The organism is Pseudomonas sp. S9, from assembly GCF_000222125.1.
In the GTDB taxonomy this organism is placed as follows: domain Bacteria; phylum Pseudomonadota; class Gammaproteobacteria; order Pseudomonadales; family Pseudomonadaceae; genus Aquipseudomonas; species Aquipseudomonas segetis.
In genome coordinates this window covers 299,920-313,801 of record NZ_AFFX01000004.1, presented here as the reverse complement: position 1 = coordinate 313,801, position 13,882 = coordinate 299,920, and the positions used below count along the sequence as shown (strand labels likewise).

15 protein-coding genes and 1 pseudogene are annotated in these 13,882 nt (G+C 56.3%); 9 read left to right on the top strand and 7 right to left on the bottom strand.

Features of this window, described 5'->3' with window-relative positions; translation table 11 throughout:
* Window positions 1-28: 28 nt before the first annotated feature.
* Window positions 29-2,173 carry an ATP-dependent DNA helicase DinG gene (gene dinG, locus PSES9_RS0110465; protein WP_010486697.1) on the bottom strand — a complete coding sequence of 715 codons (2,145 nt, stop codon included), beginning with the start codon at window positions 2,171-2,173 and terminating at the stop codon, window positions 29-31.
* Between the two features lie 137 nt (window positions 2,174-2,310).
* Here dinG and PSES9_RS0110460 point away from each other — a divergent pair, with 137 nt between their 5' ends.
* The gene (locus tag PSES9_RS0110460) at window positions 2,311-2,775 is read left to right on the top strand and encodes a CopD family protein (protein ID WP_010486695.1); all 465 of its coding nucleotides are present in this window, start codon (window positions 2,311-2,313) and stop codon (window positions 2,773-2,775) included.
* An 87-nt stretch (window positions 2,776-2,862) separates the two neighbouring features.
* On the opposite strand, the gene PSES9_RS0110455 is transcribed toward PSES9_RS0110460, so the two are convergent.
* The 3 genes and pseudogenes from PSES9_RS0110455 to PSES9_RS25285 form a co-directional block, all read right to left on the bottom strand.
* Window positions 2,863-3,636, bottom strand: a complete 774-nt coding sequence (locus PSES9_RS0110455; protein ID WP_029529486.1) for a hypothetical protein — start codon at window positions 3,634-3,636, stop codon at window positions 2,863-2,865.
* The gene (locus PSES9_RS24520) at window positions 3,629-4,072 is read right to left on the bottom strand and encodes a DUF1145 domain-containing protein (RefSeq protein ID WP_010486691.1); all 444 of its coding nucleotides are present in this window, start codon (window positions 4,070-4,072) and stop codon (window positions 3,629-3,631) included. Before PSES9_RS24520 ends, PSES9_RS0110455 begins: the two co-directional genes overlap by 8 nt.
* A gap of 254 nt (window positions 4,073-4,326) precedes the next feature.
* Window positions 4,327-4,683, bottom strand: a pseudogene (locus tag PSES9_RS25285) (OmpA family protein); the annotation flags it as partial.
* A 425-nt stretch (window positions 4,684-5,108) separates the two neighbouring features.
* Here PSES9_RS25285 and PSES9_RS0110440 point away from each other — a divergent pair.
* Both PSES9_RS0110440 and PSES9_RS0110435 read left to right on the top strand, forming a co-directional pair.
* Window positions 5,109-5,606 carry a DUF6231 family protein gene (locus PSES9_RS0110440; RefSeq protein ID WP_010486689.1) on the top strand — a complete coding sequence of 166 codons (498 nt, stop codon included), beginning with the start codon at window positions 5,109-5,111 and terminating at the stop codon, window positions 5,604-5,606.
* 8 nt (window positions 5,607-5,614) lie between these two features.
* Complete coding sequence (locus PSES9_RS0110435; protein ID WP_010486687.1) at window positions 5,615-6,097, top strand: YchJ family protein; 483 nt, start codon at window positions 5,615-5,617, stop codon at window positions 6,095-6,097.
* 55 nt (window positions 6,098-6,152) lie between these two features.
* Here PSES9_RS0110435 and PSES9_RS0110430 read toward each other — a convergent pair whose 3' ends face one another.
* Window positions 6,153-6,704, bottom strand: coding sequence for a hypothetical protein (locus tag PSES9_RS0110430; RefSeq protein WP_010486685.1), 552 nt, complete (start codon window positions 6,702-6,704; stop codon window positions 6,153-6,155).
* Window positions 6,705-7,094: 390 nt separating this feature from the next.
* On the opposite strand from PSES9_RS0110430, the gene PSES9_RS0110420 reads away from it, so the two are divergent.
* From PSES9_RS0110420 to PSES9_RS0110400, 6 genes are all read left to right on the top strand, one after another.
* On the top strand, window positions 7,095-8,906 hold the full coding sequence (locus PSES9_RS0110420) for a monovalent cation:proton antiporter-2 (CPA2) family protein (protein WP_010486683.1): 1,812 nt from the start codon (window positions 7,095-7,097) through the stop codon (window positions 8,904-8,906).
* 169 nt (window positions 8,907-9,075) lie between these two features.
* Window positions 9,076-9,573 carry an LEA type 2 family protein gene (locus PSES9_RS24515; RefSeq protein WP_036988166.1) on the top strand — a complete coding sequence of 166 codons (498 nt, stop codon included), beginning with the start codon at window positions 9,076-9,078 and terminating at the stop codon, window positions 9,571-9,573.
* Window positions 9,574-9,579: 6 nt separating this feature from the next.
* Entirely contained in the window at window positions 9,580-9,771 is a 192-nt protein-coding gene (locus PSES9_RS24510) for an SEC-C metal-binding domain-containing protein (protein WP_010486680.1), read from the top strand.
* Window positions 9,772-9,778: 7 nt separating this feature from the next.
* Complete coding sequence (locus PSES9_RS0110410) at window positions 9,779-10,240, top strand: DUF2489 domain-containing protein (protein WP_029529485.1); 462 nt, start codon at window positions 9,779-9,781, stop codon at window positions 10,238-10,240.
* Window positions 10,241-10,540: 300 nt separating this feature from the next.
* The gene (locus PSES9_RS0110405; RefSeq protein ID WP_010486675.1) at window positions 10,541-10,753 is read left to right on the top strand and encodes a cold-shock protein; all 213 of its coding nucleotides are present in this window, start codon (window positions 10,541-10,543) and stop codon (window positions 10,751-10,753) included.
* A gap of 266 nt (window positions 10,754-11,019) precedes the next feature.
* The gene (locus PSES9_RS0110400; RefSeq protein ID WP_010486673.1) at window positions 11,020-11,514 is read left to right on the top strand and encodes an RDD family protein; all 495 of its coding nucleotides are present in this window, start codon (window positions 11,020-11,022) and stop codon (window positions 11,512-11,514) included.
* 55 nt (window positions 11,515-11,569) lie between these two features.
* Here the strand turns inward: PSES9_RS0110400 and lptG are convergent, their stop codons facing one another.
* On the bottom strand, window positions 11,570-12,631 hold the full coding sequence (gene lptG / locus PSES9_RS0110395) for an LPS export ABC transporter permease LptG (protein WP_010486670.1): 1,062 nt from the start codon (window positions 12,629-12,631) through the stop codon (window positions 11,570-11,572).
* Complete coding sequence (lptF, locus tag PSES9_RS0110390) at window positions 12,624-13,745, bottom strand: LPS export ABC transporter permease LptF (protein ID WP_010486669.1); 1,122 nt, start codon at window positions 13,743-13,745, stop codon at window positions 12,624-12,626. Before lptF ends, lptG begins: the two co-directional genes overlap by 8 nt.
* Between the last annotated feature and the right edge of the window lie 137 nt (window positions 13,746-13,882).

Below are 13,882 nucleotides of genomic sequence, written 5' to 3'. Positions count from 1 at the left end.
GGCAAATATTCACCCTGTTTTTTTCAACTTAACTAATTTCGCGGCGAAACGGCGGCAGCGCATTGAGAATGGCTTTGCCGTAGCGCTGCGTGACTACCCGACGATCGAGCAAGGTGATAATGCCCCGATCCGCTTCAGTACGAAGCAAACGACCACAGGCCTGGACCAGCCTGAGCGAGGCATCGGGCACGGCAATTTCCATAAAGGGGTTGCCGCCTCGCGCCTCGATCCATTCGGCCAATGCAGCTTCCACAGGATCGTCCGGTACAGCAAAGGGTATTTTGGCGATCACCACATGCTCGCAATAGGCGCCGGGCAAATCGACACCCTCTGCGAAGCTGGCCAGGCCAAACAAGACACTTTCTTCCCCACTATCGACACGGGCCTTGTGCTTATTCAGGGTTTCCTGCTTGGACAGATTGCCCTGGATAAATACCCGTTTACGCCAGTCGCGTTCAAGCCCATCGAACACAGCCTGCATCTGCTTGCGCGATGAGAACAGTACCAGCGTTCCTTTTGAGCCTTCAACCAACCCCCGCAGTTCCCGGATTATGGCCGCCGTATGCACTGTTGCATCACGGGGATCGGCTTTTAGGTCCGGGACCTTGAGCACACCGGCGTCGGCATGATGGAACGGGCTGGGCACCACCGCAGTGACCGCAACCTTGGGCAGCCCGGCACGCATGCGATAACGATCGAAAGTACCCAGCGCGGTCAGGGTCGCAGATGTCACCAGCGCGCCATAGGCCACATTCCACAGGTTCCGTCGCAGCATCTCCGCCGCCAGGATTGGACTGGCGTTGACTTCAATGTCAAACATGGCGCCGCTTTCAGCCAGGGTCAGCCAGCGCGCCATTGGCGGATTGTCTTCCGGGTCCTCGGTGGTAAAGGCCAACCAGAGCTCCCAGTTACCTTGCGCACGGGCAAGCAGGCTGCCAAACAGTGGGTACCATTCCTCGGCCTGGTGGCTGGCGATACCAATGGTCGCTTCACCGTCCATGGCTTCTTTAAGGTGTTCGGTGACGCCGGTAAACAAATCGGTCAGTTTCGAAAACCCTTTTTTCAACTCAAGACCAAGCTCGGTCAGGTGCTCGGGCACCACTCCGCCGACAAAACGGTGCCGCGGACGCTCACGGCCTTCCATGTCTTCGCCTGGCTTGAAGTCAGCCACCTGCTCGCAGGCATTGAACATGAACTGCTGCTGGGTCTTGATCTCACGGGCAAGCTCGGGCACCTGTTCGATCAAACGTCCGAGATCACCTGGCAGAGGGTTCTGGGCGAGCAACTTGGTCAGGTTCTTGGCGACCTGTTCCAGCCAGTCAGCAGTTGAGCGCAAGCGGGTGAAGTGTGCGAAGTGGCCAATTGCTTTATCTGGCAAGTGGTGACCTTCATCGAACACATACAGGGTTTCACGCGGATCAGGCAGTACAGCGCCGCCGCCAAGGGCCAAATCGGCCAACACCATATCGTGGTTGGTGACAATGACATCGACCTTGCCCATGCCTTCACGTGCCTTGTAGAAGGCACACTGCTGGAAGTTGGGACAGTGACGGCTGGTGCACTGGCTGTGATCAGTCGTCAAGCGCGCCCAGTCAGCATCTTCGAGCTCTTGCGGCCAACTGTCACGGTCGCCGTCCCACTTGTTGCCGGCGAGCTTCTCGATCATCGAAGTAAAGAGTTTCTGGCTTTGCTCATCGACATCAATCTTGAAGCCCTCTTCCTCGAACAGCTGCGCGGTGGCGGTCTGCGCATGGCCCTCTTGCAGCAGCAGGTCGAGCTTGGACAGGCACAGGTAGCGGCCACGGCCCTTGGCCAGGGCAAAGCTGAAGTTCAAGCCACTGTTACGCATCAGGTCGGGCAGGTCCTTGTAGACAATCTGCTCCTGCAGGGCGACCGTCGCAGTGGCAATCACCAAGCGTTTACCTGCGGCCTTGGCAGTCGGGATCGCCGCCAGGCAATACGCCACGGTTTTACCGGTACCGGTGCCCGCTTCTACCGCGACCACCGCAGCATCGCTGCTACGTTTACCTTCGCCATCGGTTTGTATGACACCGAGGACTTTGGCGATCTCTGCGATCATCAAGCGCTGGCCATAACGTGGCTTGAGGCTTTTGGCTTCAAGGAAACGCGTGTAGGCGCCCTGGATTTGAGTCTTGAGTTCGTTACTGAGCATGAGAATAAGGGCGCAAAAGGCTGGATAAATTTTCAGTGTTTGCAAACGGCCGCTATCATAACGCGCTAATCAATCTTGCGCAGAAACCTCTGCATACCAATCAGCCGATTCTCGACCTACATCCTTGGGAGCCTCAGATGACACCTTACGTCCTGTCTTATGCCTTACACGTGCTGGCTGCCCTGATTTGGGTGGGAGGCATGTTCTTCGCATGGATGATCCTGCGCCCGGCCGCAGTCAAAACGCTTGAAGCCCCCACCCGCCTGCAACTCTGGGCCGAGGTCTTTCAGCGGTTCTTTCGCTGGGTGTGGCTGGCGGTGCTGATACTGCCGGTTAGCGGCATGGGCATGCTGCACATGCGCTTCTCGGGTTTTGAGACCGCCCCCAAGTATGTGCATGTGATGATGGGGCTCTATATCGTCATGCTCGCACTGTTCTTGCGCATACAGGCGCTGCAACTGCCAGAGCTACGCCGTGCGATTGAAGCGCAGCAATGGCCTGCAGGCGGCGCGGTTCTGGGCAAGATTCGCCGCCTGGTCGGTATCAACCTGATCATCGGCCTGGTCGTCGTGGCCCTGGCAGCGCTTCGCCCAACCTTTTGAGACGATAGGCATTGCCAATGCCGCTCGCAGACAAGCCCTGCAGGGCTCTCTTTGAGCGGCCATCATGGCCAAGCAAGGCCGGAGGGTTCAAAAAGTGATGATATCCGCCGAGCCTGGTGCGCCCATGGCGCCGGTCTGACCAGCCTGCCCCGGGCGTCCATTGCGCGCGCTGTTGGTGGCGTAGATCCAACAATCTTTACTCGCTCCACCGGTTCCACCGGCGCCAGCACTCCCGGCCTGGCCACCTTCGCCACCTTCAACGCGGATAGTCAGGCGCTCGGTGGGAAATGCTTGCGGCACCTCGACACGCAAGTGGCCGCCTGGCGCACCGGCTTGACCGTCGCCGCCATCGTAGCCATCAACCCCCTGGCTCGCCTGGCCCCAAGTGCAACCGCCGGCCTTGCCATTGGCACCCGCCAGGCCCGCATAACCTGGCGTACCCTTGCCGCCACGCACATCAATGATCAACGACTCGGTGGTTACATCTTCCAGGCGAATAGCCAATGTACGCCCGGCAACGGCGGGACGCTCGAAGGTCCCTGGAGCGCCCCGCGCGGTAATTTGCGCACCACTGGCAATATCCCCCGTGGCAGCTTCAAGACGGAATGAACCCTCGCTCGGCGCGATTGCAATTCGCGCGGCCGGACCAAGATTGATATGGGCCACGCGGATTTCACTCACCCCGGCTGGCACCAGCAGCGTGCCGTGATCCGCAACCTCCAGACGCTCAAGCATCAATACGCTGGTAACCGCGGGCAAGCGCATCATGCTGTTCGGCTCGACTTTGATCAGCGTTTGCGCCAACGCCAGGGGGCTGATCAAGGCAACGCCCATCGCTGCAGCCATAAGCACATTACGCATGTTCATGTTTGGTCTCCGCCATTGACTCAAATTGCATTTGTAGCTGTAGGTGGCTGTCGCCTTCTGGCTCAACCTTCGCCGCATCCTGGGTTTGCTCGGCGACTGCTGTTGCGTCCGGAGTAGTTTGCACGCAGGCCTGGCTGACGCTGTCGTCGCGCTTAAGAGCAAGGATGTGAAATATCCCAAGAACCAGCACCTTGGCCCGGCTCAACCAGGGACTTGATGACTGTTGCAACTGAGACCTGAAATGCCACAGCTCGACGATATGTGCCGCGGCGACCAGCGCGCCGGCGACATTCAGCAACAGCGAGAAAGGTTGCGCATAGGGTTCAAGCAAATTACCAACCACAGCAGCCCAAAACAGCAGCGTGAGCGCCGCCCCCACAGCCAAAATCACTTTCATCCCCGCCCCCAGCAGTTTTGTTTTGCCGCACATTAACGGCTTTCACCTTGCGATGAAATCGCTCGGCGCAAATAAATCCGGGCACGGCACAGCAATTGGCAAACCGCCAATGGCAAACAAACCAGCCTTGATCCGCAGAGGAACGCTTGGACGAATGTCCACAGCGGTGAAACTGTTAAAGCGCTTGTGTTACCGGAACGTACCGGTAACCCAAGGTAAACTCGTCAAGCCTGCCCCCGGCAAACCGCGAGGCCTGCCGGGGGAAACTTGAATATCGCGACAGCAGGTTAAGGCTGTGCTTCCACTGCAGCTTCTACGCGACGGTTGATCGCACGACCTTCTGCGGTGGCGTTGTCCGCAACTGGACGGCTTTCACCATAACCCACCGAGCTGACACGGCCACTTTCAACGCCGTATTGATCGACCAGAACGTTACGTACCGAATTGGCACGACGCTCAGACAGCGACTGGTTGTAGGCGTCTGTACCCACGGAGTCAGTGTGACCTTCAACCACTGTGGTGGTTTGCGGGAACTGCTTCATGAAGTCAGCCAGGTTTTGGATGTCGGCGTAGCTGTCTTGCTTGACGTTGTCCTTGTCGAAGTCAAACTTGACGTCCAGCTCGACACGAACAGCCTCGGCAACAGGTTCAGGCTCAACAACCACAACCTCTTCAACCACTGGCTCAGGCGATGCGCCGTGAACCCAGCAGTAAGCTGCTGCCAGACCAGCACCAATCGCTGCACCACCGCCAGCCCAGGCCGAGCTTTCGATTGCGCCCAAACCAGCACCGCCGATGCCGCCAACTACTGCACAAGTAGGCCAGTCACTTTTCTGAATGCCAGCACAGCCAGTCAGAAAGGTGGATGCCAAAACCAAGGGTACCGCTTTGCTAGTGATGCTCATATATACGTCTCCGGTTAATAATCGGCTCCAAACCGATACTTATGGATTAAAGACGGCACTTCTAAATTCCGCCAGAGTTGATTTACAACGATGTGAAGAACGAACAGTTATAGGCCATCTTAGTCATGCGGGTTAGTCTTTATCCACCTGCATGAGGAATATTGATGAGTGAATGCATTTCTTCGCGTACGCCACAGCAAGCTGTAGCTGCGCTTCTAGAGCGCTTTGCGCCTAAAAGACTACTGTTGGTTGGCGCCAGTGAATTGCCGGCTTTAGCCGCCTTCAAACTGGCCCATCCAGACTGCCAGATCGACCACGCCGACGCCGGATTACTGCCTAATACTTTAGCCGCACAGCGCTATGACCTGGCCTTGATTGCAGATTGCCTCGAGCATTTACCGAAAAATGCTGGCCTGCAACTACTCGGTGGCATTCGTAACCTCAATACCAATCGAATGGTTGTGTTGGTCGATCTGGCGGCCAGCCAATGGCAAGAAACCGACATGTTTTCACTGGCCTTGCAAACCAGCGAACGCTTTGCACGAGGTGAACAGACCCTCAGCCTGTTTACCTATGATTTACTTGACTACAAGCAAGTCCCCGACTGGCTCAACGCCAAGTTCTGGGCCAATCCGGAAAACTTCGGCAAATACTGGTGGTAACTGGCGCAATGAACACTGCATCAATTGACTCCAGCTGTCCGTGCGGCAGCGCTGACTTGCTGGCTGAATGCTGCGGTCGCTATCACACCGGCACTCCGGCCCCCAGCGCCGAGACGCTGATGCGTTCACGCTACAGCGCCTATGCCTTGGGTCTGGTTGACTATCTGGTGGAGACAACCCTGCCGGCCCAGCAAGCCTTGCTCGACCGCGAGGCGATCAGGGCATGGAGCCTGCAAAGCACCTGGCTCGGACTGGAAGTAGAAAGCGCCGAGGTGCTTGGCGGCAAGCCCGAGCATGCCTTTGTAACCTTCACTGCAAGCTGGCATGACGCAAGCGGTGAGCACAGCCACCGCGAGCGCTCGGCATTCGTGCAGAACAATGGCCGCTGGTACTTTATTGACCCGACGGTCCAGCTCAAGCTTGGACGCAATGACCCTTGCCCCTGCTCCAGCGGACAGAAATTCAAGAAATGTTGCGCAGTCTTCTTCTAGTCGGCTCAGCGGTACACTCATCGCCCAGGCTGCAGCACGCCACAGCCTGGGCGGTTCAATCTTGCAATTTGAGATGTGATACATCTGGTGCCGGCCCGGCCGGGGCATCCTTGGCCTGTCCCATATCACTGCCAACAGGCGCCAGGGAGAACTGCGACAGGTCAAGGTTCGGCGCTTGCGGCTCGGGTTTGCCGTCCTGCAAGTCGTCGCCTAGCGGAGCAATACCAAAGTCGGGCGCTTGAACCTCACTGAATGCAGCCATGTATTCATCGCGCGGCAAGAGTTTTTTAGATGACTGGGCACTCACGGTTGCTGGGGCTGCGGGAGCCGGTTCGGTTGCCGCCGGTGCAGGTGCCAACTCAATCTCCTCGATTTCGTCAGGCATGGCGACGATATCAACCACAGCGCCCGCGCGCTCAAGCGTGGTCCGATATTTCTCGGCATTGGCCTGGTCGAGATTATTCTTGATCACCAGGCGACGCCCTGAAAACATCATGGCAATACGTTGCGGATTCGCCTGAAACAAACGCCCCAGATTGGCCTGAACCAGCGCCAGGTCTGCCCCCGGAACCAATTGCCCTGAGAAAACAACTTCATAACGGCTCATGTCACGTTCCTAATCCGTGCTTGCTCGATTGGATGGCAAGCGACTTGCTATTGACTTGCTATTGTACGTCGCCTGCCTTGTGCGACTGCAAAAACCACTGCACTTGAGGCTGGCCAGGATACTCAAGCCATGGCTTAGACCTTTATACTTGGCCACGGCTCTTTGCTGGCCCATAGCTTTATCCTAGTTGCTTAAACTGCGGATAAGTAGCAATGGTGCCGCGACTGATTGCAAATTTGCCGACACGCGCTTGAAGCTGTGCGCTGGGTCGCGCAATTCGTCGGCGTCGCTGCATGCAGTGCCGAATATCTGCGGTCCTGCCATCTGCCGCGCGCCAGCTCGCCCCTGATTATTGCGGACGTTAATCTTAATTTATTCAAGGAATAGAAAATGCCTCATGAAGGCAGCGCATTGCAGGTCATCGTAGTCTTCCTGCTAGCAGCCGTGCTTGTGGTACCACTGGCTAAACGCTCGCAACTCGGGGCCGTTCTGGGTTACCTGGCAGCGGGGGTATTGATTGGCCCGCCCGTATTGGGACTGATCACCAACCCGGAACAGGTCAGCCATATTTCCGAACTTGGCGTCGTGCTGCTGTTGTTCATTATTGGTCTCGAACTCTCTCCGCGCCGGCTCTGGGTGATGCGCAAGGCCGTATTCGGCGCGGGCATGGCGCAGGTGCTGCTGACCGGCATGATCATCGGTCTGGTCGCCTGGCAGCTTTTCGCTCAACCCCTCAACACTTCAGTGGTACTTGGCCTGGGCCTGGCCCTGTCATCAACAGCATTTGGTCTGCAGATTCTGGCCGAACGCAAGGAGCTCACCAGCCCCCATGGGCGCCTGGCCTTTGCTATTTTGCTGTTCCAGGATATCGCGGCGATCCCCTTGATCGCCATGGTCCCGATACTCAGCGGAGCCGATGCTGCCAGCGGTATCGATCTGATGCAGTTGCTCAAGGTGGTCGCCAGCATTGGCCTGGTCGTTGTCGGAGGCCGCTACCTGCTACGGCCGGTTTTTCGCACAGTGGCCAAAACCGGCTTGCAGGAAGTATCGACTGCAACCGCGCTATTGGTTGTGTTCGGCACCGCCTGGCTGATGGAACTCGTCGGCATTTCGATGGCATTGGGTGCCTTTCTGGCGGGGCTGCTGCTTGCGGACTCCGAATACCGCCATGAACTCGAATCCCAGATCGAGCCATTCAAGGGCTTGTTGCTCGGTCTGTTCTTTATCAGCGTGGGCATGTCCGCGGACATCAGCCTGCTGCTCACCCAGCCCGTTACCGTTATTGGCCTGACCCTGCTGTTGATTGCGCTGAAAATGCCGGTCTTGCTGCTGGTCGGCAAGCTGATTGGCGGGCTCAACAAACAAAGCGCCGTGCGCCTGGCCATTGTTTTGGCAGCCGGCGGCGAATTCGCCTTTGTGGTATTCAGAATGGCCCGTCAACAAGGGCTATTTGAGCCGGAGCTGTACGACTTGCTGATTTTAACCATCACCTTGTCGATGGCCCTGACACCGCTGATGATCCTTCTGGTGGCGCGCCTGCTGAGGGAAAAACCAGCTGTAAAAGAAGTCCCTGAAGAATACAGCGACATGGACATCGGCATCGATCAGCCGCGCGTAGTGATCGCCGGTTGCGGCCGCATGGGCCAGATCGTTGCGCGAATCCTGCGAGCCCAGCACATTTCATTTATCGCCCTGGATACCTCGGTCGAAACCATCGAGCTGTCGCGCAGCCTGAGCGGGGACATGCCCATTTTCTACGGCGATCCATTGCGCCCCGAGATTTTGCGCGCAGCACAAACCGAGCATGCCGAATACTTCATCGCCGCGATGGATGACCCTGACACAAACTTCAAGGCAGTCGAACTGGTACACCGGCTTTACCCCAAGATAAAGGTAATTGCCAGGGCACGTAGCCGAAGCCATGTATACCGGCTGATCGACGCTGGGGCCACACCGGTTCGTGAAACCTTCTACTCCAGCCTTGAAATGAGCCGCCTGACGCTGCTTGGCCTGGGCATTGAGGACACACTGGCAGACAAGCTCATCACCCGCTTCCAGCACCACGACGAACAAGTACTTGAAGCCCAGTACCGAGTGCGCGGCAACAAGGAGGCCGTGATGCAGACAGCGCGTGAAGCCCGGGCAGAACTCGAAACATTGTTCAAAGCCGACAGCGCCGATGAAAAGCCAATAACGGAATAGGCCGTAGGGGCACAATACTAAAAACCTGTGGTGCACCAGTTAATGATGCCGGAAATTAAGCAGTAACATTTCTGACCCGATTTTGACTCACAATGGCGCAGGTTTTTAAGCTTAGGCAGCTTGCACCCAAGCGGTTGCTTGTTACACTGGGCGTCTTACGGAGTACAAAATGGCTTATCAGGCATCCATTATAAGAACGTTCAGCCTAGTTTTAATTTTTGGCCTCATCAGCAGTCTGAACGGTTGTTCGACATGGCTGACTGGCAACTTTAAAGACCCCGATGTTCGTCTGGTCAAGGTTGAAGTCATCAAGGCAAAATTGCTTGAGCAGCAATTCCGGCTGCGCTTCCATATCAAGAACCCGAATGACGTCAGCTTGCCCGTTCGCGGCATTGATTACGTAGTATTCCTCAATGACATGAAACTCGCTGAAGGCGAGTCTGATGTTTGGTTTCCCTTTCCAGCCAATGGCCAGCATTCTTTTGAAATTCCGGTGCGCACCAACCTGTGGCGACATGTCCGCCAGATCGTGAAAATGCTCGAACATCCCGACGAACCCATCCGCTATCGGCTCGAAGGTGAAGTTAAAACCGGAATGTTGTTCGGTCGCAGCGTGCACATGATGCGAAATGGCGAGATAATCCCCGGAGATTTCATCCCGGAGTAGTTTCGCATGACCCAACAACCTCACGTCCATGGCCCTGACTGCAATCACGACCACGATCACGACCATCACCATGGCCACGTGCACGGCCCTCATTGCAACCACCAGGAGCCGGTGCGTAACCAGCTCAAAGATATCGGGCGCAATGATCCTTGCCCGTGCGGCAGCCAGAAGAAATTCAAAAAATGCCACGGCGCCTGATCAGCCAATGAATATGCTTTCATTGGTTCTGATCTGCGTCGCAGCAGTTGTAGTCATGGCGCTTGGCTTCTATGCCCTGTCGCTATGGCGCAAGGTCTGGTCGATACAACGCCAGCAACGCAATGCAACCCGAGAGCAGCAGCAACGGCTTGGCGAAGATTTGAAGATCCTCGCCAGCAGCCTGCTTGAAGGACAGTTGCCACTTATCGAGGGCGCCATTCGGATCAAGGTGCTGCTCGATAACTTCGACATTGGTCTTAGTCAGGACTCCCACTGCCAGGTCTTTCATCAGTTGTATGAAGCCACCGCGCACGTACCGACCCATGCCGATTGGAAAGCGCTGGATAAAACCAGCCGTCGCCAGCATGAAAAAAACTTCAGTGAACTGGAGCTGCAACACAAGGCCCAGGCCCGCGAATCTGCGCGCTGGCTGCTGGACGCAATTGCGACCTGGCCCAGCCGCGCTTGACGCCCATGAAGGCTGCGACAATCAGTCCCATGAGGGTCGCCTGCAATGGCATGTGAACCCGTACTTGGAGCAGGCCAAACCCCGCACAAACCTAAGGTGCGCAAGGGGTTGGCATTTGTCATGTAGTTAGCGTAGAGTTATTTGACTGTGTTTGCATGGGTCGCAGTTAATCGTGGCCTGATGCAGTAGATCCTTTACGATCCGCTACATCCCTCCCGAAAGCTATTTCTCCTTGCAACCAGTCTCAGTCCTTCTATTATGAGGAGGCTGTCATCAACTTTAAGTTTCAAGGAATAAAAAATGTCGAATCGTCAGAACGGTACCGTCAAGTGGTTTAACGACGAGAAAGGTTTTGGTTTTATCACTCCAGAAAGCGGTCCGGATCTGTTCGTACATTTCCGCGCTATCGAAGGTAACGGCTTCAAGAGCCTGAAAGAAGGCCAGAAAGTCAGCTTCGTAGCTGTACAAGGTCAAAAAGGCATGCAAGCTGACCAGGTTCAAGTCCAGGAATAATCTTGCCGCTTTGAAGAACCCCTGATGGCAACATCAGGGGTTTTTTTATGGCAGGAACCTCTGAAAAGCTAGGCGCAACGGGAGTAGCAGCCAAAGGCTGGCCCGAAGGGCGAGTGCCAGCGAGTCAAAAAGTGCGAAAAAGCGACCAGGGTCGCGCTTCGCTTTAGTTGTTCTAAATGAGCACTTTGAGCGGTTTTTAACGCCGCAATACTTGCCGCAGTAGTTTTTCTGAGGCTTCCTAAGGTGCTACATACTTGCGGATTACCATGCGAAAACGTCAACTCAGCCCTCAGGGCGATTTTCCATCAGCAGGGCTGCCTCGCCGCTTTGCCGCAATGTTCTACGACTTTTTACTCTGTGTTGCGCTGCTTATCGTCGTGACATTCATCTACAAGCTGATCCTGATGGGCTTCTATGGAGCCGAACAACTCAAGCAGATGTCTGATTCGGGTGCATTGGACGGCGATCCAATACTCTCGACCCTGCTGTTTATCTGCCTGTTTGGCTTCTTCAGCAAGTTCTGGACCTACAATGGCCAGACCCTGGGCATGCAGGTTTGGGGCGTCCGTGCACAGAACGCCGACGGCACGGCCATTAGCCTATGGCAAGCCCTGCTGCGCTTTATGGTCTCGATCGCATCCTGGCTGTGGCTTGGCCTTGGCTTCTTCTGGGTACTGATCGATAAACAGCACCGGACCTGGCACGAGATCTACTCTGAAAGCCAAACCGTTCAGTTGCCGAAAAACATCCACAAGAAGTAACCACACAGAAAAAAGCCGGCGCCCAGTTCAACAAGCGCCGGCTTTTTTGCACCTGCTAACCGGCTCGGCGCAACAACCATACCCCAGCGATGGCGCAAATACCCGCTGGCACCAGTACCGCCAAAAGCGGCGAGAAGCCGAACACGAGGCTTGAAGGTCCGAGCAGGTCTTGTGCGATCTGGAACACAAAGCCGACCAGCACACCGGTAAACACCCGCTGCCCCAGGGTGACCGAGCGCAAAGGGCCGAAGATAAACGAAATCGCCATCAGAACCAGGGCCGCAGTAACTATAGGTTGTAAAACCTTGGTCCAGAACGCCAGCCAGTATTGGCTGTTGTTCAACCCCTGGTCAGCCAGGTATCCGGCATATTGCCAAAGTCCGGTGATCGACAGGGCGCCAGGCTCAAGCACGACAGTGCTGAGCAACTGCGGATTAAGCTCGACATCCCAGCGCTCGGTCGGTGCCTTGGTCACCTCGGTACTGCGCTCCTTGAAGTGGGTGGTAGTAACCCCTTCAAGCGACCAATGGTCGCCCTGGAACTGCGCCTTGCGGGAAAAGCTCGAAGACACCAGGTGACGCTCTTTATCAAACTGATAACGCGTGATGCCGTACAGCAGGCCATTGGGTTGCACGGCGTTGATATGCACATACTCTTCACCTTGACGGTGCCACAGGCCTCGCTTGGAGCTTTGCGCATCACCCGCCCCCTGCGCCATGGAGCGGTCGGCCTGGGCCATGTTCTCGCTCCAGGGCGCCAGATACTCACCGATCAGGATACCAGCGAACATCAGTACCAACATCGGCTTCATCACCGCCCAGACAATACGCCGGATAGAAACACCCGCCGCGCGCATGATGGTCAACTCACTGTTGCTGGCCAGGCTGCCAAGGCCAATCAGGCAGCCAATCAGGGCCGCCATCGGCAACATTTCGTAGGTGCGCCGTGGCGCCGTTAAAAACACATACCAGGCCGCATCGGCCAGGCCGTATTTTTCATCGACATCACCCAGTTCATCGATGAATGCGAACAGCAAGGCCAGCGCGACAATAATCCCCAACACACTGAGGATGGCGAGAAATACCTGCTTGCCGATGTAGCGATCCAACTTAACCACGGGCAATCTCCTGCGAACTACGACGAGAGGCCCACTTCAGGCGTATCGGTTCCCAATACAGCAACAACAGGCCGATCGCGATAAACACCCCGTGCACCCACCACAAACCAAGACCGTAAGGAATCCGGCCCTTGTCCATCGCGCCACGCGCGGCAATCAGGATCGACAGATACCCCATGTACAGCAAAATGGCCGGAAGCAACTTGAGAAACCGGCCCTGGCGTGGATTCACCCGCGACAGCGGCACTGCCATCAAGGTCACCACGAACACCAGAATAGGCAGCGAAATACGCCATTGCAGCTCTGACTTGTAGCGCTGGTCATCACTGCCGATCAACTCGCGGGTCGGCACTGCCTCACGCTCGCTCACATCAACACTGACCTCAGGCTTGGGCAACAGTACGCCGTACTCATCGTATTTGATCGCCCGATAATCGGCCTGCCCAGGGTTGCCATCGTAGCGGTAGCCATTTTCCAGAATCAGGTAGCGACTACCGTCTTCCTGGATTTCCTGGCGACCCGTTTCGGCGACCAGCACAGTAATGCCGCGGTCTTTCTGGCCATCGGAGGACAGGCGTTTTTCTGTAATAAAGATACCGCCCAGCTCACTGCGGTCATTCGACAAGGTCTCGGTGTAGGTGACCCGAGAGCCCTCCCCCATGGACTGGAAGCGCCCGGGCACCAGGGTATCGAACTCGGTCAAGGCATCCTGCTGGTTGAGGATGCGCGCCACCTGGGAAACGCCCTGTGGCGCCAAACCCAGGCTCAACCATGCAACCAGCAGCGCGACCAGCGTTGCCGGGGCCAAGGAATACATCATCAGCCGTTGCTGGCTCATGCCGGTCGCCGAGAGCACCGTCATTTCACTGTCGAGGTACAGGCGGCCATAAGCCAGCAGGAAACCCAAAAACAAACCCAGCGGAAGGATCAGCTGGAGAAATCCGGGCAAGCGAAAGCCCATGATTAAAAACAAAACACTTGGATCAAGCGCACCCTGGGCCGCTTGGGCCAGGTATTTGATGAAGCGACCGCTCATGATGATAACCAGGAGCACAGCACTTACAGCGCTCAATGTAGTCAACACTTCACGGGATAAATAACGGAAGACGATCAAACCAGACACTCCAGGGTTGTCAGGCTCAGGCAGCTACGCTCAAACTAGCCACACTGTTTGCCAATTCGCCCAACAGGCGAATCACTAAATTAATTGCCACCATTATCCAGTAATACCGACCCGTTGTCTTGAGGACA

What these genes read in the sequence shown, in the direction of transcription:
- PSES9_RS24520 (WP_010486691.1), bottom strand. Translation starts at nt 4,072, where the DNA reads ATGTGCGGCAAAACAAAACTGCTGGGGGCGGGGATGAAAGTGATTTTG.
- PSES9_RS0110420 (WP_010486683.1), top strand. Translation starts at nt 7,095, where the DNA reads ATGCCTCATGAAGGCAGCGCATTGCAGGTCATCGTAGTCTTCCTGCTA.
- dinG (WP_010486697.1), bottom strand. Translation starts at nt 2,173, where the DNA reads ATGCTCAGTAACGAACTCAAGACTCAAATCCAGGGCGCCTACACGCGT.
- PSES9_RS0110435 (WP_010486687.1), top strand. Translation starts at nt 5,615, where the DNA reads ATGAACACTGCATCAATTGACTCCAGCTGTCCGTGCGGCAGCGCTGAC.
- PSES9_RS0110400 (WP_010486673.1), top strand. Translation starts at nt 11,020, where the DNA reads ATGCGAAAACGTCAACTCAGCCCTCAGGGCGATTTTCCATCAGCAGGG.
- PSES9_RS24510 (WP_010486680.1), top strand. Translation starts at nt 9,580, where the DNA reads ATGACCCAACAACCTCACGTCCATGGCCCTGACTGCAATCACGACCAC.
- PSES9_RS0110405 (WP_010486675.1), top strand. Translation starts at nt 10,541, where the DNA reads ATGTCGAATCGTCAGAACGGTACCGTCAAGTGGTTTAACGACGAGAAA.
- PSES9_RS24515 (WP_036988166.1), top strand. Translation starts at nt 9,076, where the DNA reads ATGGCTTATCAGGCATCCATTATAAGAACGTTCAGCCTAGTTTTAATT.
- PSES9_RS0110455 (WP_029529486.1), bottom strand. Translation starts at nt 3,636, where the DNA reads ATGCGTAATGTGCTTATGGCTGCAGCGATGGGCGTTGCCTTGATCAGC.
- PSES9_RS0110440 (WP_010486689.1), top strand. Translation starts at nt 5,109, where the DNA reads ATGAGTGAATGCATTTCTTCGCGTACGCCACAGCAAGCTGTAGCTGCG.
- PSES9_RS0110430 (WP_010486685.1), bottom strand. Translation starts at nt 6,704, where the DNA reads ATGAGCCGTTATGAAGTTGTTTTCTCAGGGCAATTGGTTCCGGGGGCA.
- PSES9_RS0110460 (WP_010486695.1), top strand. Translation starts at nt 2,311, where the DNA reads ATGACACCTTACGTCCTGTCTTATGCCTTACACGTGCTGGCTGCCCTG.
- PSES9_RS0110410 (WP_029529485.1), top strand. Translation starts at nt 9,779, where the DNA reads ATGAATATGCTTTCATTGGTTCTGATCTGCGTCGCAGCAGTTGTAGTC.